Origin of the sequence: Alcaligenes sp. MMA, assembly GCF_020907215.1 — a bacterium.
In the GTDB taxonomy this organism is placed as follows: Bacteria; Pseudomonadota; Gammaproteobacteria; order Burkholderiales; family Burkholderiaceae_B; genus Alcaligenes; species Alcaligenes aquatilis.
This window is the reverse complement of sequence record NZ_JAJJPP010000004.1, coordinates 198,882-216,752: the sequence shown is the minus strand read 5'-3', so window position 1 is coordinate 216,752 and position 17,871 is coordinate 198,882. Positions and strand designations below refer to the sequence as shown.

Genomic DNA, 17,871 nt, shown 5'->3' with positions numbered 1-17,871 from the left:
GGTGGCGGACCGCAATCAATAACGATAAGGAGTGGACAATGAAGCAGCTTAAAAATACGACGCTGGCCCTGTTGGTGGCAGGTGTGGGGGCCTTGGCCCCGATGATGGCTCAGGCTGCCTGGCCGACGACGGATCAGGTTCGTATTGTGGTCCCTTACCCACCCGGCACTGAGCCTGACATTCTGGCCCGCGATCTGGGTGTGCATTTGAACAAGGCCACCGGCAAGGTGTTTGTGATTGAAAACCGCCCGGGTGCCAATGCCATTATCGGTACGGATAATGTTGCCAAAGCCAAGGGGGACGGTTCTGCCTTGCTGATGGTGGACAGTCTGGCGGTCTCCACCAATCCCCTGCTCTACAGTAACCTGCCCTACAAATGGGAAAAGGACTTAAAGCCGGTCACCACCGTAGCCGGAGTGAATCTGTACCTGCTGGTGCGTAATGACTTCCCGGCCAAGGATTACAAGGAGTTCATCGCTCAGGCCAAGAAAGCCAATGGTGATACCAATGTGGGTACAGGTGGTCGCGGACACGTTACGCACCTGGGTATGGGCTTGCTGGCCCGTGAAGAAGGTGTGAACTTCACCTACATTCCCTATAAGGGTATGGCCCCGGCCACAAATGCCATTTTGGGCGGTGAGACCGATGCCATGCTGGTTGGCGGTATTCTGGCTTCGCAACACGTAGATGGTGGCAAGGTGCGCGTGCTGGCGGTAGGGGCAGACAAGCGTACGGAGTTGTTGCCCAACGTGCCGACGGTGCAGGAAGCAGGCGGTCATGCCAACAGCATCCCCACGACCACCTTTGCGCTGTTCGCTCCTGGTACCACACCGGATGACACCGTAAAGGAGATTCAGGAACAGGTCGATGCGGCCCTGAAAACGCCCGAGATGCTGGCCGCTTTCAAGAGCCGTGGATTGGCCCAGTTCTACACCACCCCGGCCCAGACTCTGGAGCGCGTGCAAAATGACTCCAAGGTCTATGCCGAGTTGATTCCTACACTGGGTATTCAGCCTGAATAAGGTGGTGAACTAGTAGGCAAGCACATCCTCTTGGCAAGCGATCGCAAGCGGGTGTGCTGCTTTATGGCTTATATGGGAGTACTAGGGGAGCAAGTCTGGATAAAGAAGCCCGTTTTGCTATTGCCAGAGAGGGTGACTTTCCCAACCAGGGATAAAACCCATGTCTGTCAGTGACAAACCTGGCACTGTCGGGAAGTCATCGAGTAGTTGGCGCAGGCGCGCAGGCCAGCTTGAGTTTGGGCTTACCATGCGCATCAGGTGTAGCAGGATGCATAGCATTACGAACAGGCGTGACCCGATGGCCGGTTGACCGATTATGGGGTCAAAGCTTGGCACCGCTCCTGGACGTGGAAGTCTTGGCTGATCGACTAAGTTCTTGTTCCAGAGACGACTGTGGTGTGCAGCCACATTCCGTACGAAATTTAGTGCGCGTAACCAGCTGGGCAGAAGCTGGCCGTCGGGTAGGCCGTAGCGCTCAGCGATTGCATCCCTGTCGACAGTCTTCATCCCTTGGTAGAAGGTGGATAGCATGCCGAACTCCCACAGTTCCACGCTCACCCAGAGAGGAAATGGCTCGCCATATTTTTGCTTATAGTGCCGCACGAAATCTTCTCGTGAACGTGTCACCATTTGTTGATGTTTGTCTAGCCAGTTCTGGTGGGCCGTCCGACCTGTTGCTGGGTGGACTTTCTTGGCAAAGTTTCCGTGCAGCAGATTTGGATCCATGTGGGCAAAAGGGTCGAGCTCGCCAAGCCTATAGGACACATCTACCCGAAAAGCGATCTCAAGACGCTCAATTGCATCAAGCACTAGAAGACGAAGACGTTTGTCGAAGACATAAAGTGCTAATACCTGCTCGAAGGTACTGTTTGGCCGGAACGCATCAGTACGCTGCACGGTAATCCGCGACGAGTCAGCGGCCTTTGAGAGGGTGGTCTGCCGGAGCGGATACCAATAGGCACTGAGTCGGTAATAGCCGATGCGCTGTAAACAGATCAGCGCTGCTTTTTCGTCGGTGACGCCCAAACCGCGCTCCTTTAGGAGAGCAAGTTGCTGCTCGAAGGTGAGGTAGGGCTTGTTATAGGTGGACATGACCGACATAAAAGAAAACCCACCCGTACATCTTTCGACGCAGAGGGGCGGGCCGTGTTGAGATTGATTCTAGCCGCTTTCGGTAGAGGACTCAAGATGTGGATATAAATGTTCCCTGGCCTTTTTCAATGAGGAATGAAGGCCATTATTTGTGACATACCGTCTACGCAGGGTTTGAACCAATAGTGTGACGGGTGTCGCTGCGTTTTACTGATCGTTGTAGTCGTGCTGCTCGGAGATCAGGCGCCGCAAGGTGGTCTTGAGGGCACCGACATCCAGTGGCTGCAGGCGCTGCACCACTTCCTGCTCGTGCAGGCGGGCCTTGGCAATCAGACCGGAGATCAGGGTTTGGCCTTCTTCGGTAATACGGACCAGCGTGATACGGCGGTCCACATCGTGGGCCACGCGGCGCAGCAAACCCTGTTTTTCCAGTCTGTCCAGCAAGCGGGTGACGGTCGGTTGTTTGGTCGTTGCAATACGAGCCAGGTGGCCGATACTGACTTCGCCCGCGCCCGACAGGGTGGACAGGACACGCCACTCGGAAATGGACAAACCGTTGCTTAGCACCACTTCGTGGAACTCGGCAGAGATCAGTTGGCTGGCCTGGGCCAATAAGGCGGGCAGGTAGTTTTCGACAAAGACGGTGTCGTGTTCGGTGGGGCTCATGTGCTTATTGTCATTACGGGCTAGTGGGTGCCACATGGTGGCAACAGGGCTCACTATAACCAAGCTGTCCGTTTGCGTGTCGCAAATAGTTTGCTGACTTTACTAGGGAAAACCATGAGGATGGATATGTTGAGATATAAACATATTCATATGAAAATAAATACCATGTTCACAATGAGCGGTAAGTAAGGAAAGAAAAATGGCTGAGCGATCGTTTGTCGAAGAAGTCAAAAAGCTGCGCCTGGGTGATGGAGACGTATTCAGTGGCGAAGGCATCCTGGCGGTGACCAAGGCCCTGCTGGAATCAGGCGTGTCCTACGTGGCCGGTTACCAGGGTGCGCCTATCTCGCACTTGATGGACGTCTTGGCCGATGCCCAGGACATCTTGCAAGAGAACGGAATCCGTTTTGAAAACAGCGCCAGCGAGGCGACGGCGGCGGCAACACTGGCTGCGTCGGTCAACTACCCGCTGCGTGGCGCCATTACTTTCAAAGCAACGGTAGGCACCAACGTGGCCTCGGACGCGCTGGCCAACCTGGCCTCGGGTGGGGTCAAGGGCGGTGCGCTGATCATTGTGGGCGAAGACTACGGTGAAGGCTCGTCCATCATGCAGGAGCGTAGCCACGCTTTTGCCATGAAATCCCAGATGTGGATGCTCGATCCCCGCCCCAACCTGCCCTGTATTGTGCAAGCGGTTAAAGACGGCTTTGATCTGTCCGAAGCGTCCAATACCCCGGTGATGTTGCAGCTGCGGATTCGCGCCTGCCACGTGCATGGCCAGTTTGTGGCCTCGGACAACCGCCGCGCCAAGTTCACTATTAAAGAAGCCATGGAGCAACCCACACGCGACATCAATCGCATTGTGTTGCCGCCTGCCAGCTTCATGCACGAAAAAGAAAAGATCGAACAGCGCTGGCCTAATGCCGTCAAGTTCATCGAAGAGCGTCAGCTGAACGAGTTCTTTGCAGATGGCACCGATGATGTGGGCCTGATCGTTCAGGGCGGTGGCTACAACACCGTGATCCGTGCGCTGGAGCATCTGGATCTGGCCGATGTGTTTGGCGAATCCAAAGTGCCCATGTACGTCATGAACGTGGCCTACCCCTTGATTGAATCTGAAGTCGTTCGCTTTTGTGAAGGCAAGCGTGCGGTGCTGGTGCTGGAAGAAGGTCAGCCCAACTTTGTGGAACAGAACATCTCCGATATCGTGCGTCGTCACAATGTGGATGTGACGCTGCACGGCAAGGATCTGCTGCCATTGGCCGGTGAGTACAACACTGCCACCATGTTGAAGGGCCTGCGTGCCTTCATGGAAAAATACGGCCGCGTCGAGCCTCTGGCCCCTCGCAAGCCACGCGTGATTCCGATGAAAGTCGAGACCGTGGAGCGTCCTAAAGCTGAACAAGCCAGTCTGGTGGAAGTCGAAGCGGCTGAGATCAAACCCTTGGGCAGCCTGGACGAGAACGTCCACGCCCGACCCCCCGGGTTTTGTACCGGCTGTCCCGAGCGTCCTATCTTTACTGCCTTGAAGCTGGTGGAGCGCGAATTGGGCGAACACCACGTGTCGGCCGACATTGGTTGCCACCTGTTCTCCATTTTGCCGCCCTTCAACCTGGGTAACACCACCATGGGTTACGGCCTGGGTGGCGCCGGTTCGGCCGCCTTGAACGTGGATTCGGACAAGCGCGCGATCTCGGTCATGGGTGACGGTGGTTTCTGGCACAACGGTTTGACCAGCGGTATTGCCAACGCCGTGTTCAACCGCAGTGACAACCTGACCATTGTGATCGACAACAGCTACACCGCAGCCACGGGTGGTCAGGATATTCTGTCCTCCAAGGCCAAGAACGAAACCCGCAGTACCGGTCACCTGATCGAGAAAGCGGCGCGGGGTGTGGGTGTGGAATGGCTGCGCATGATTCGTCGCACCTACGACCTGAAGACCATGACGGCCACCTTGCGTGAAGCCCTGACGACCAAGGAAAAAGGTCCCAAGGTGCTGGTGGCGCAAAGCGAATGTATGTTGAACCGTCAGCGGCGTGAGAAAGGCCAGGTACGTAAAGCCGTGGCTGCTGGCGAACGTGTGGTGCGCGAGCGCTTTGGTGTGGACCCGGATACATGTACCGGCGATCACTCCTGCATTCGTTTGTCCGGTTGCCCTTCGCTGTCGATTCGCCCCAATCCGGACGCCCTGCGTCAGGACCCCGTAGCGAATGTGATGAACAGTTGTGTGGGTTGCGGTCTGTGTGGTGAGGTTTCCCACGCCGCGATTCTGTGCCCGTCTTTCTACCGTGCACAAGTGGTCAGCAACCCGACAGGCTGGGACAAGTTCCGCGAAAAAACCCGCCGTGGCTTTATCGGTTGGTTGCAGCGTCGTGACGCTGCTCGTCGTGATCGTCTGGCCTTCTAAGTACACCCGTAGAGATTCTTATCATGCAGATCAAACCAATCAAGATTGCTATTTTGGCCATGGGTGGCGAAGGTGGCGGCGTGTTGGCCGACTGGATCGTCAATCTGGGCGAACAAAACGGCTACTTTGCACAGACCACCTCGGTGCCTGGCGTGGCTCAGCGTACCGGCGCCACGATTTACTACGTGGAACTGTTCCCGCATTCGGCGGCTGTGGATGGCAAAAAGCCGGTGCTGGCCCTGATGCCTATGCCCGGTGATGTGGATGTGGTGCTGGCCTCCGAGCTGATGGAAGCCGGTCGCGCTGTACAACGTGGGCTGGTCACCGAGGACCGCACCACGCTGATTGCCTCTACGCACCGTGTCTATTCCATTGCCGAAAAATCGGCCATGGGCGATGGCCGTGTGGACGACAATGCTCTGATTGCGCACGCAAGCCAGGCGGCCAAGCGTTTTGTGTACTTCAATATGGAAAAAGCGGCCGAGGACTCGGGCAGCGTGATTTCCGCCGTGCTGTTTGGCGCCTTGGCCAGCACCGGCGTGCTGCCCTTTAGCCGCTCGCAGTTCGAGCAGACCATCGAGCGCGGTGGTGTGGGCGTCAAGCCCAGCCTGAAGGCGTTTGGTGCCGCTTACGCCCGTGTCGCTGAAGGCGATGCAGGCAAATCCGATTCGGAAACCAAGCCGGTTGATATGGCCACGCTGGCCCCCCGCGATCCTGCCGTGGCCAAGTTGATTGACCGTGTGCGTGCCGAAGTGCCCGAGCAGGCCCAGCCTATCGTGGTGGAAGGGGTGCGTCGGGTTCTGGACTTCCAGGACGTGGCCTACGCCAATCTGTACCTGGACCGCCTGAAAAAGATCAGCCAGTTTGCCCGTCCAGACGATGTAGCCCTGATCCGTGAAACAGGCCGTTATCTGGCGTTGTGGATGTCCTATGAGGACGCCATTCGCGTGGCCGAACTGAAAACCCGCTCCAGCCGTTTTGATCGTGTACATAAAGAAGTGCGTGCAACTGACGGCCAGATCGTGGCGATCAATGAATACATGCATCCCCGTGTGGAAGAAATCAGCGAAATCCTGCCTTTTGCCAGTGTGGGCCGTTGGTTGATGCGTCCTACCTGGGGCAACAAGCTGGTGAAGTCGCAGACCAAATCCGGTCGTGTTATTCAAACCAGTTCGGTGCGCGGTTTCATTCCTTTGTACGTACTGTCGGGCTTTAAGCGTTGGCGTCGTCGTACGCTGCGTTACCAGGCCGAGCAGCAGCGTATTGAAGGCTGGCTAAAGCAGATCGAACAGGCTGCCGATGCCCACCCGGCTTTGGCGCTGGAAATTGCTCAGTGCCAGCGTCTGGTCAAAGGTTATGGCGATACGCATGCCCGTGGTTTGCGTAATTACCAGACCGTGATGTCGGCGCTGGAGCGTAACCCCAGCACCCTGTCACCTGCCATCTTGGGTGCCTTGCGTGATGCGGCATTGGCCGACGAGCACGGCACCAAGCTGGAGGCGGCACTGCGCCAGTACACTCTGGTGTAAAGGGTCACACCGGGCCGCTTTCGGGCGGCCTCGGTGAAAACCCTTGAGGACACGGATTTAACCCCCCAAATACTTTATTTCTAAAATATTCATAGTAGAATATAAATTCGGATTGGCACTGCGACCAAGGCCCTGAAAGCCATAGATCCTGTGTCTACTTGGCCACTTGTTCAAGCAAGAATATCCCGCCTGTTGGTCAAACTGAATTAGCCAAAGCTTGGGGGAAAAACAATATGAATCAAAGCGAAGCAGCACTCGAATTTTTGGTAGAGCCGGCCGATGCCGGTTTTGAAGGGCGCGTCGGTCCCAAGGACCCGGCCAGCCTGAAACTGTGGTTGCGCATGCTGACCTGCACCAAGCAGATCGAGGACGAAATCCGTCGCCGCCTGCGCCAGAATTTTGATATTTCGCTGGCCCGTTTTGACTATATGGCCCAGTTGTACCGCTACCCGCAGGGCCTGAAGATGGGTGAGTTGTCGCGCTATCTGATGGTGACCGGCGGCAATATTACCGGACTGACTGACGAGCTGGCCCGCGAGGGCATGGTGTCTCGTCAGAGTAGCCCGACAGATCGACGTGCCTGGGTGTTGCGACTGACCCCCAAGGGCAAAAGCAGTTTTGAGGCGATGGCCCAGGCCCACAGCGACTGGATTGCAGAAATGTTTGAAGGACTGGGTACCGAGGAAGTCGTACACATCCATCAGCATCTGGGCCTGTTGCGGGTCCATCTGCAAAGCGCTGCTGGCTAGCATAAGGTGCATCCTGCCAGGCCTGTGAACCGGGCAGGATGCGGATAGCGTCACGAACAGGCGCACAAAACACTTGCTAAAAAGGTGTCTACAACATGGTTTCCAAGCTGTACGAACAAGAACATCGCATCCGTTTTTCGGAATGCGATCCAGCGGGTATCGTTTTTTATCCGCAGTACTTTGTGATGTTTAACGACCTGATGGAAGCATGGATCGACTCCATGACCCCCGAGGGTTTTCACAACATGATCGCCAGCAAACGGGTAGGCATGCCCTCGGTGCATATTGAGGCCGAGTTCAAGTCCATCAGCCGTATGGGTGATGATGTGGTGATGAGCCTGGGTGTGGAACGCATTGGCAATAGCTCCTTGACGCTGCTGTTGCGTTGCATCGGTAAAGATGGTGTGCTGCGTATGCAAGTGCGCCAGACCGTGGTGACCACCTCGCTGGAGACGCACCTGGGTATTTCTATCCCTGATTTTCTGCGCAACCCCATGCAAGCGTATGTGATTGCCCAGCCAGAAAGCAGCAAGGCTTGATCTAGTTTGAAGTAGTAGCAGGCAGTGTGCAGGTCAGCTATTTTTTTTGATTTAAATAGTTGACTTGTATAATATTTATTAATAAATATACTATGCTCGAAAGCATGTATTCAGACCATACGGACATATCATGAATATCGTATGTATTGGCGGAGGCCCAGCCGGCTTGTATTTCGGTTTGCTGATGAAGTTGCAAAACCCTCAGAACGAGGTTTTTGTTGTCGAGCGCAACCGACCGTACGACACCTTTGGCTGGGGTGTGGTGTTCTCGGACGCCACCATGGAAAACCTGCGTGAAGCTGACCCCGTGTCCGCGCAGACCATCGGTGACGCGTTCAACCACTGGGACGACATTGAGTGCCATTTCAAAGGTAGCGCCGTGCGCTCCAGCGGTCATGGCTTTATCGGGATTGGTCGCAAGAAACTGCTGAACATCCTGCAAGCTCGCTGTGAAGAAGTGGGCGTCAAGCTGGTGTTCGAGACCGTGGTCACGGACGAAGCTGAATTGGCCCGCAAGTACAACGCCGATATCCTGATCGCTTCTGACGGCATCAACAGTGCTGTGCGTACCCGTTACGAAGACGTGTTTCAGCCTGATATCGACACCCGTAACTGCCGCTTTGTGTGGTTGGGTACGGAAAAAGTGTTCGATGCCTTTAACTTCATCTTTGTTGAAACCGAGCACGGCTGGTTCCAGGCTCACGCCTACCGCTTCCAGGACGGCCTGTCCACGTTCATCGTGGAAACGCCTGAAGAGACCTGGCAGAAAGCCGGTATTGGCGAAATGTCGCAGGAAGATGCCATTGCCTACTGCGAAAAGCTGTTTGCCGACCACCTCGATGGCAACAAGCTGATCAGCAATGCCACCCACCTGCGCGGTTCGGCCATCTGGATCCGTTTCCCACGCGTTATCTGCAACAAGTGGGTGCACTGGCAAGATTACGGCACCGGCAAGAAAGTTCCTGTGGTGCTGATGGGCGACGCTGCTCACACCGCTCACTTTTCTATTGGTTCCGGCACCAAGCTGGCCCTGGAAGATGCCATCACCCTGGCCCAGCACATGGACCACGAGTCCATGGAAGAGGCCCTGAAAGATTACGAAGCCGCTCGTAGCGTGGACGTATTGCGTATTCAGAATGCTGCCCGCAACTCGACCGAATGGTTCGAGAACGTGGCCCGTTACGCCAATATGAAGCCCGAGCAGTTCACCTACTCCATGCTGACCCGCTCGCAGCGCATCTCGCACGAGAACATGCGCATGCGTGACGCCGCCTGGCTGGAAAAATACGAGCGCTGGATGGCGACCGAAGCCGGCATGACGCTGGCCGACGGTGAAAAGGCCCCTTCGCCCATGTTCACGCCCTTCAAACTGCGCGATATGCAGTTGAAGAACCGTGTCGTGCTCTCGCCCACCTTGATGTACAGCGCCAAGGACGGTATGCCCGGTGCTACGCACCAAGTGCATTACGGCAGCCGCGCCATGGGTGGTGCTGGCCTGATCATGGCTGAAATGACGGCGGTGACGCCTGAAGGCCGTGTCACTCCCGGTTGTACCGGTCTGTGGAACGACGAGCAGGCCAATGCCTGGAAACCTGTAGTGGCTTTTGCCCACGAACAGGGTGCCAAGATTGGTGTGCAACTGGGCCATGCGGGCCGTCGCGGTTCGACGCAACTGGGCTGGGAAAAAGCCAATCAGCCGCTGGCTGAAGGCAACTGGCCTTTGGTGTCGGCTTCCGCCCTGCCGTATCAGGCGGGCGTAACTGCCGTGCCTGCCGAGATTACCCGTGCCCAGATGGACGAAATTCGTGACGCCTTTGTGGCTGCGGCCAAGCGCGCCGATCAGGCCGGTTTTGACTGCATCGAATTGCAAGCGGCCCACGGCTACCTCTTGTCCAGCTTCATCTCGCCGCTGACGAATCAGCGTAGTGACGAGTTTGGTGGTAGTCTGGAAAATCGCATGGCTTACCCGCTGGAAGTGTTTGCGGCTATCCGCGCCGTCTGGCCAGAGAACAAGCCCATCATGGTGCGTATCTCGGCAACCGACTGGGCCGAAGGCGGCAACACGGCGGACGACGGTGTGGAAATTGCACGCCTGTTCAAGCAAGCCGGTGCCGATCTGATCGACGTGTCCTCGGGTGAAGTGGTGCTGGAGCAGCAGCCAATTTACGGCCGCATGTACCAGACACCATTCTCCGACCGTATCCGTAACGAAGCCGGTATCGCCACCATGGCGGTGGGTTCGATCATGGAAGCGGATCACGCCAACAGCATTATTGCTGCAGGCCGTGCTGACCTGTGTGCCCTGTCGCGTGGCTTTTTGGCCGACGCAAACTGGCCTCAGCGTCAGGCTGCGGAGCTGGGTTACACCGACCTGGCCTGGCCCGTTCAGTACGAATGGGGCAAGGACTGGTTGCAGCGTCAAATCAAACGTGCGCCAGTGGCCCAGGACGGCCCTGCCAAGTCATAAAACACAGAAGGAGACAGCATCATGTCGGAAGAACGTTTTGACACCCACCGCGAAAGCGTGCTCGGTCGTGCAGATGTTGAGGACACGCCCGAATTGGTGAAGTACTACCAGGATTTGACTCAGTTTGAGGCCGGCGCCCTGTGGACCGTGGCCAACAAGATTGAGCCCTGGGAGCCCAAGTCTGACTCCGTGCCAGTGGTCTGGCGCTACCGCGACCTGCGCGACTACGTGTTGCGTTCGGTCGATCTGGTCAGCCCTGAAAAGGCCGGTCGTCGCGTGATTTACCTGAACAACCCCGGTCGCCAGGAAGTCTCGGCGGCGGTGGGTTGGCTGTACTCCGGTTTGCAGGTCATGAAACCGGGCGAAGCGGCTTCCGCTCATGCTCACTCCTCCTCGGCCCTGCGTTTCATTATGGAAGGCCGTGGTGCCTACACCATCGTGGACGGCCACAAGATGACGCTGGGTGCCAATGACTTCGTGCTCACGCCTAACGGCTGCTGGCACGAGCATGGCGTTGAAGCGGACGGCCTGCCTTGCATCTGGCAAGACGGTCTGGACATCCCCTTGGTCAACGCACTGGAAGCCGGTTTCTACGCGGTTCACCCTGACCTGTCCCAAGCCATTACGCACCCCGTCAATGACGCGGTGGGTATCTGGGGTGGCCGTGGCCTGAAGCCAACCTTGCACGACTGGCAAAAACCGTACTCGCCCCTGCTCAAGTACGAGTGGGAGCCTACTTACGAAGCCTTGTCGGCCTACGCCAAGGTCACGGACGGCAGCCCGTTTGATGGCGTCATCATGGACTACATCAACCCGCTGACTGGCGGCCCTGTCATGTCTACCATTGGCGCCAGCATGCAAATGCTGCGTCCTGGCGAGCACACCAAGGCCCACCGTCACACGGGCAGCATCATGTATCAATGCGCCAAAGGTGAAGGGTATTCCATCATCAATGGCAAACGCTTTGACTGGCGCGAACGCGACATTTTCTGCGTACCTTCCTGGATGTTCCACGAGCACGTGAACGGTTCCTCGTCCGATGACGCTTGCCTGTTCTCGTTCCACGATCTGCCCGTGATGCGCGCCCTGAATCTGTACCGCGAAGAAGCGCTGGCAGAGAACGGCGGCCACCAGGTCCTGCTGTAAGACTACTTGTTTAACTTATTTGGACGGCCTGCCAAGGCGGGCCGACCCGATTTATTCAAGCCATCTGCACAAGATGGCCCAATCTGGAGATAGAAATGCGTCTTGTAACGTACCGTAGTGAAGTTGCTGCCGCTGGCCGCTTGGGTGCCATTGTGGGCGATCTGGTGGTTGACCTGGGTTACCTGGGCGACGCCACAGGCCACATGCTGCCTGACAATATGCTCGATTTCATCGACCTGGGCCCAGCCGCTGTGACTTCCACGGCTCGCTTGCTGGAAACCTACGCCGACGATATGCCTTTTGGTGTGGCGCTGCCCCTGGCCAACGTCAAGCTGTTGGCTCCTATCCCACGCCCACGCAAGAACATCTTTGGTATCGGTCTGAACTACGTGGAACACGTGGCCGAATCCAGCCGTACGCTGGACACCTCCAAAGAGCTGCCCAAACAGCCCGTGATTTTCTCCAAGCCACCCACCACCGTGGTTGGCCCTGGCGACGCTATCGAGCACAACAAGAACATCACTCAGCAAATGGACTGGGAAGTGGAACTGGCTGTGATCATGGGCACCCGTGCTCAGCGCGTGGCTAAAGAGGACGCCCTGAAGTACGTGTTCGGTTACTCCGTCATGATCGACGTGAGCGCCCGCGACTGCCGTCGTGCCGGTCAGTGGATTTACTCCAAAGGCCAGGACACCTACGCTCCTTTCGGTCCCGTGATCGTGACGGCCGACGAGCTGACCGATCCTCACAACCTGAACCTGAGCCTGACGCTCAACGGTGTGACCAAGCAAAGCTCCAACACCAAGCACATGCTGTTCAACGTGAACGACCTGATCGCGGACATCAGCGCCGGTATCACGCTGGAACCCGGTGACATCATCGCTACCGGTACCCCAGAAGGCGTGGGCGCTGGCCGTGATCCTCAAGAGTGGATGTGGCCTGGTGACGTGGTGCACGCAGTGGTCGAAGGCATTGGCGAATTGCGTCACCCCATCGTGGACGTGACCCCCCAAAACTAAGTAAAGGAGAGCATGATGCTGGAATTGCGTCAGTTCAAGGCCGCCGCCGTTCAGGCAGCGCCTGTGTTCCTGGACACGAATGCGACCATCGAGAAAGTATGTCGTCTGATCAATGAAGCAGCCGACAACGGTGCCGAGCTGATCGCCTTTCCCGAGGTGTTCGTCTCCGGTTACCCCTACTGGAGCTGGGTGATGAACCCGATCGAGGGCAGCCCGTGGTTCGAGCGCCTGTGCAAATCGGCCATCGAAGTGCCCGGTCCCGAGATCCAGAAGGTTGCGCAGGTTTGCCGCCAGCGCAAGGTCAATGTGGTGTTGGGTGTGAACGAGCGCAGTCCCGTTGGCATCGGCACCATTTACAACACGCTGGTCACCATCGGTGCCGATGGCCGCATTCTGGGTCGTCACCGCAAACTGGTTCCAACCTGGGCTGAAAAGCTGACCTGGGCCAACGGTGACGCCTCCTCGATGCGTGTGCATGACACTACCATCGGCCCGCTGGGTGCCTTGGCTTGCGGTGAAAACACCAACACGCTGGCTCGTTTCAGCCTGTTGTCGCAAGGTGAACTGGTCCACGTTGCCAGCTACATTGCCTTGCCCGTGGCACCAAAAGACTACGACATGGCCGAAGCGATTCGCCTGCGGGCTGCGGCTCACTGCTTTGAAGGCAAGGTGTTTACGGTGGTGGCTTGCTCGACGGTTTCCGAGGAAATCATCGAAGCCATGTCGGCCAGCCATCCAGAAGCACGTGAGCTGCTGGCTCGTCCCAACAGCGCGTTCTCGGGCATTATTGGTCCCGATGGCCGCGTGCAGGGCGAAGCACTGATCGACAAGGAAGGCATTGCCTACGCCGACATCGATCTGTCGCGCTGCATCCAGCCGCGTCAAATGCACGACATCACTGGTCACTACAACCGTTTTGACGTGTTTGACCTGCGTGTGAATCGCAAGGCGCTGACCCCTGCCCGCTTTTACGAAGGCGATGCAGCGTCCCAGCCAGACCTGAATCCTGCCGAGTTCTCCGTTCTGGACGACAAGGAAGTGTAAGCAGGTTCAAGACGGTCCCTTTCCAGTATTGGATCGGGACCGTTTTTTGACGGGTCGCTTTGCTCAAGCGACCGGTTCAAAAAAAACCGCCGTGGCCTGGCCGCAGCGGTTCAAGATGCACACTGCCTTTTGTAAAAAAGGGCAGCGCCGGGCCTGAAGGAGCGGGCTGTTTTAACGGCTGGTCCCTATCCTGCGCCTTGCAGGGCAGGCACTTATAACGATGACATAAGATCTAAGTAGGAGATGACATGAGCGACAAGAACCCATTGGCAGCCTTTATCCAGGCGATCGACAGCAAGCAGGTCCGTTTCGTGGATCTGACCCAGACTCTGTCTCCCAGCTTCCCCGCCTTGCAACTGCCCCCTCAGTTTGGCCAGACGGTGGGCTTCTCGATTGAGCGCATCAGCCAATACGACGAAAACGGCCCAGGCTGGTACTGGAACAACTTCACCTGTGGCGAACACACAGGTACCCACTTTGACGCGCCAGCACACTGGATCTCCGGTAAGGATCATCCCGACAACACCGTCGATACCATTCCGGTGGACAATTTCCTGCGCCCTGCCGTGGTGGTGGATGCTTCTGCTGAAGTGGCCCAGAACGAAGACTTCATCCTGACCTCGGAGTTTTTGCAGAACTGGGAAGCCAAGCATGGCCGTATCCCTGAAGGCGCCTGGGTACTGTTTCGCACCGACTGGTCCAAGCGCGTGAACGACGCCGAGGCGTTCCTGAACATGCGTGAAGACGGCGCTCACACGCCTGGCCCAGCACAGGAAGCGGTGGAGTGGATGATTCACGAGCGCAAGGTTCACGGTTTTGGTGTTGAAACCATCAACACCGATGCAGGTCAATCCTACGCTTGGCCTATTGCCTACCCTTGCCACACCCTGATGCACGGTGCCAACCGCTACGGTCTGCAGTGTCTGTGCAATCTGGATCAACTGCCCCCTCAAGGTGCGCTGATCATGTCGGCCCCTTTGAAGATTGAAGCTGGCTCTGGCAGCCCCTTGCGCGTCGTTGCGCTGGTTGCCCAATAAGTAGAAAAAGGGGGGACAACGGCAGAATTGTGTACAGTACGGTTCTGCTGTTTTCTCACCTAGTGGTTTTCCATTATATTCGGCAGTATATATTTATCCGTAAACTATTCATCAATAAAATAAATTCACAAAAGAATGAATAGCGATCCAGCCGTACAGCCAGTGTGGATGTCAGGCAGCCGGTTTTAGCGGAGACAGTAGACGAGCCTTACGCAGCCTTGATCGGCTACGAGATACCGTCCCATTGCCGCCTGCGGCGCTACATGATGCCATGGCTTGGCCTTTTCGGCTGGGTAATTGATGTAGTCATGCTCAATGGTAGGCACATGATGGATACTTTTGAACTCGTCATCCGGGACATCCAGAACGCATCCCCGCTGATTCGCAGTTTTACGCTCGAGCCTGCCCAGGCCGGTTCCCTGCCCGCGTTTGCGCCGGGCTCGCACCTGCAGGTACAGATCCCTGATCTGAACGATCACCGCTGTTATTCCTTGATTTCGCTGGACGCCGACACGGCACAGGGTCCGACCTGTTACCGATTGGGTGTGCGCCTAGAGGACAACAGCTCGGGTGGTTCGCGCTTCATGCACAGCCTCAAAGTCGGCGATACGCTGCGCGTGGCTGGCCCCAAGAACGATTTTCCCTTGCATGCTGCCGCTGCCGGCGAAACCGAAACCGTGCTGATTGCCGGTGGTATCGGTATCACCCCCATTGCCAGCATGGCCGCTGCCTTGCATCATCAAGGTCGCCCGTACCAACTGCACTATGCCGGTCGCAGCGTGGAACAACTGGCCTTTCTGGACGAGTTGACGGCCCTGTCCGGCCCGGCTCTGCGCCACTACGCGGATGACAGCGAAGGCCGTTTCTGCCTGAATACTTTGCTCGACGGTCTGTCCAAAGACCAGCACATTTACGTCTGCGGCCCCAAAGGCATGATTGATGCCGTGATCGAAGCCTGCAAGCAACGCGGCTGGCCTAGCGACCATGTTCACTTCGAGCTGTTCATTACCGCCGCTCCCCAGGAAGGCGACCAGCCTTTTGAAGTGGAATTGCGCCAGACTGGCGTGACCCTGCACATTCCCGCCGACAAGACCATTGTGGACGTGATGGAAGAGCAGGGCCTGGACCCCATGATCGACTGCAAGCGCGGCGAGTGCGGCGTCTGTACCTGTGATGTGATCGAAGGCGAGGTTGACCACCGTGACTACTTCCTGAGCGACTCGGAAAAAGCCAGCAACAAGGTCATCCAGATCTGTATTTCCCGCGCCAAGACCCCGCGTCTGGTGCTGGATCTATAAGCCCAAGGGCGACGGAGAACATGATGGAAAAGTATCGTGATAATCCCCAGGCCATCCGCGAGTTGGTACGCGAGGCCGAGGTCCACAAGGATTTGTACATCAACCAGGAGCTGTTTGAACTGGAGATGGAGCAGTTGTTCGTCAATACCTGGGTCTACGTTGGCCATGCCAGCCAGGTGCCCAATAAAGGCGACTTCTACACCACGACGGTCGGTACGGAGTCCGTCATCATGGTGCGCCATACCGATGACAGCATCCGCGTGCTCTACAACCGCTGCCCGCACAAAGGCGTGCAAGTGGCGGGCGAGACCTGTGGCAACACGGGCAAATTCTTCCGTTGCCCCTACCACGCCTGGACCTTCAAGACCGACGGCTCGTTGCTGTCCATCCCTTTGAAGAAAGGCTACGAAAACACCGGCTTTGAATGCACCGAAGGCAGCAAGGGCATGGCGGCGGTACAGAACGTCAAGGTGTACCGCGATTTCGTGTTCTGTCGCCTGGCCGATGAAGGCGTGAGCTTTGAGGATTTTTTTGGTGAGTCCCTGAGCACCATCGACAATATGGTGGATCGCTCCCCCGAAGGTCGTCTGGAAGTGGCCGGTGGCGTGATGCGCTACATGCACCAGTGCAACTGGAAAATGCTGGTCGATAACCAGACCGATACCTGTCACCCCATGGTGGCGCACGAGTCCTCGGCCGGTACGGCTGTCAAAGCCTGGGAAGCGGCCCCTCCAGGTACGCCCAAGCCCATGGCGGTTGAGCTGTTCGCCCCGTTCATGTCGCCTTACGAGTTCTACGAAGGCATGGGTATTCGTGTGTGGGAAAACGGTCACGGCCATACCGGCGTGAGCAACTCCATCCACGCGGATTACTCCGAGATCCCCGGCTATTGGGACCAGATGGTCGAAGCCTACGGTGAAGAACGCGCCAAAGCCATTTTGGGCGACACGCGTCACAACACCTGTTACTTCCCCAACATCATGGTCAAGGGCCCGATCCAGACCTTGCGTTTGTTCAAGCCGCTGGCCGCTGACAAGACCTTGGTGGAGTCCTGGACCTTCCGTCTGGTGGGTGCGCCTGACACCTTCCTGGAACGCACCCTGATGTACAACCGCCTGATCAACGCACCGACCTCCATGGTCGGCCACGATGACCTGGAAATGTACGAGCGTGCCCAGCAAGGCTTGCAGTCGCGTGGCCGCGACTGGATGAATCTGGCCCGTCTGGTGGAAAAAGACGAAGACCAGCAAAAGAATGTGGTGATCAACGGCACCAGCGAAATGCAGATGCGCGCCCAGTTCCGTGCCTGGCTGAAGTTCATGCTGCCCGAGCAGCAGGCCAAACAAGAAGAGGAATAACCATGAGCGAAATCAGCCGTCAGGCCCTTATCGATTTTGTGTATGCGGAAGCCCGCCTGCTGGATGAACAGCGTTACGAGCAATGGCTCGACCTGTTTACCGAGGATGGCTACTACTGGATGCCTCTGGCTCACGATCAGCAGGATGCTCGTTTGCATGCGTCCCTGATGCACGAGGACAAACTCTTGCTGCGTATCCGTGTGGAACGTCTGGCAGGCCGCCGTACCTTTTCCCAGCAGCCCAAGAGCCGCAGCCATCACTTGCTCCAGCAACCCACCGTGGAAAGCATGGACGAGGAAAAAGGCGAATACACCGTGCGTTGCGCTTTCCATTACACGGAAACGCGCGGCGACAACCAAGATATTTACGTAGGCTGGAATACCTACACCCTGGTGCGCCAGGACGACGCCTTGAAGATCCGTCTGAAACGAGTGGATCTGCTTAACTGCGACGCGCCTTTCGGCAATATCCAGTTGTTTATGTGACAGGACAGGA

General features: G+C 57.0%; 15 protein-coding genes. 13 read left to right on the top strand and 2 right to left on the bottom strand.

What is annotated here, in order from left to right:
* Nucleotides 1–38: 38 nt before the first annotated feature.
* Entirely contained in the window at nucleotides 39–1,022 is a 984-nt protein-coding gene (locus LNA76_RS17175) for a Bug family tripartite tricarboxylate transporter substrate binding protein (RefSeq protein WP_094195161.1), read from the top strand.
* 117 nt (nucleotides 1,023–1,139) lie between these two features.
* Here the strand turns inward: LNA76_RS17175 and LNA76_RS17170 are convergent, their stop codons facing one another.
* Entirely contained in the window at nucleotides 1,140–2,123 is a 984-nt protein-coding gene (locus tag LNA76_RS17170; RefSeq protein WP_230019528.1) for an Abi family protein, read from the bottom strand.
* Nucleotides 2,124–2,321: 198 nt separating this feature from the next.
* A complete protein-coding gene (locus LNA76_RS17165) occupies nucleotides 2,322–2,780 on the bottom strand; it encodes a MarR family winged helix-turn-helix transcriptional regulator (protein WP_009463827.1) in 459 nt (152 codons plus the stop codon).
* A 199-nt stretch (nucleotides 2,781–2,979) separates the two neighbouring features.
* Between LNA76_RS17165 and LNA76_RS17160 the strand changes: the two genes are divergently transcribed.
* From LNA76_RS17160 to LNA76_RS17105, 12 genes are all read left to right on the top strand, one after another.
* Complete coding sequence (locus LNA76_RS17160; protein WP_094195162.1) at nucleotides 2,980–5,190, top strand: thiamine pyrophosphate-dependent enzyme; 2,211 nt, start codon at nucleotides 2,980–2,982, stop codon at nucleotides 5,188–5,190.
* Between the two features lie 23 nt (nucleotides 5,191–5,213).
* Nucleotides 5,214–6,719 carry an indolepyruvate oxidoreductase subunit beta family protein gene (locus LNA76_RS17155; RefSeq protein WP_230019527.1) on the top strand — a complete coding sequence of 502 codons (1,506 nt, stop codon included), beginning with the start codon at nucleotides 5,214–5,216 and terminating at the stop codon, nucleotides 6,717–6,719.
* Nucleotides 6,720–6,952: 233 nt separating this feature from the next.
* Nucleotides 6,953–7,468, top strand: a complete 516-nt coding sequence (locus LNA76_RS17150) for a MarR family winged helix-turn-helix transcriptional regulator (protein ID WP_009463824.1) — start codon at nucleotides 6,953–6,955, stop codon at nucleotides 7,466–7,468.
* A 95-nt stretch (nucleotides 7,469–7,563) separates the two neighbouring features.
* Entirely contained in the window at nucleotides 7,564–8,007 is a 444-nt protein-coding gene (locus tag LNA76_RS17145; protein ID WP_230019526.1) for an acyl-CoA thioesterase, read from the top strand.
* Nucleotides 8,008–8,137: 130 nt separating this feature from the next.
* The gene (locus tag LNA76_RS17140) at nucleotides 8,138–10,474 is read left to right on the top strand and encodes a bifunctional salicylyl-CoA 5-hydroxylase/oxidoreductase (protein WP_094195165.1); all 2,337 of its coding nucleotides are present in this window, start codon (nucleotides 8,138–8,140) and stop codon (nucleotides 10,472–10,474) included.
* Nucleotides 10,475–10,495: 21 nt separating this feature from the next.
* The gene (locus LNA76_RS17135) at nucleotides 10,496–11,620 is read left to right on the top strand and encodes a cupin domain-containing protein (RefSeq protein WP_094195166.1); all 1,125 of its coding nucleotides are present in this window, start codon (nucleotides 10,496–10,498) and stop codon (nucleotides 11,618–11,620) included.
* A gap of 95 nt (nucleotides 11,621–11,715) precedes the next feature.
* Nucleotides 11,716–12,639 carry a fumarylacetoacetate hydrolase family protein gene (locus tag LNA76_RS17130; protein WP_009463820.1) on the top strand — a complete coding sequence of 308 codons (924 nt, stop codon included), beginning with the start codon at nucleotides 11,716–11,718 and terminating at the stop codon, nucleotides 12,637–12,639.
* A 15-nt stretch (nucleotides 12,640–12,654) separates the two neighbouring features.
* A complete protein-coding gene (locus tag LNA76_RS17125; protein WP_108727025.1) occupies nucleotides 12,655–13,683 on the top strand; it encodes a carbon-nitrogen hydrolase family protein in 1,029 nt (342 codons plus the stop codon).
* Between the two features lie 248 nt (nucleotides 13,684–13,931).
* Nucleotides 13,932–14,720: a cyclase family protein gene (locus LNA76_RS17120; protein WP_108727026.1), complete on the top strand. Its 789-nt coding sequence runs from the start codon at nucleotides 13,932–13,934 to the stop codon at nucleotides 14,718–14,720.
* Between the two features lie 329 nt (nucleotides 14,721–15,049).
* Nucleotides 15,050–16,018, top strand: a complete 969-nt coding sequence (locus tag LNA76_RS17115) for a PDR/VanB family oxidoreductase (protein WP_094195169.1) — start codon at nucleotides 15,050–15,052, stop codon at nucleotides 16,016–16,018.
* 23 nt (nucleotides 16,019–16,041) lie between these two features.
* Complete coding sequence (locus LNA76_RS17110) at nucleotides 16,042–17,376, top strand: aromatic ring-hydroxylating dioxygenase subunit alpha (RefSeq protein ID WP_108727028.1); 1,335 nt, start codon at nucleotides 16,042–16,044, stop codon at nucleotides 17,374–17,376.
* A 2-nt stretch (nucleotides 17,377–17,378) separates the two neighbouring features.
* Nucleotides 17,379–17,861 carry an aromatic-ring-hydroxylating dioxygenase subunit beta gene (locus LNA76_RS17105; RefSeq protein ID WP_094195171.1) on the top strand — a complete coding sequence of 161 codons (483 nt, stop codon included), beginning with the start codon at nucleotides 17,379–17,381 and terminating at the stop codon, nucleotides 17,859–17,861.
* Nucleotides 17,862–17,871 lie beyond the last annotated feature (10 nt).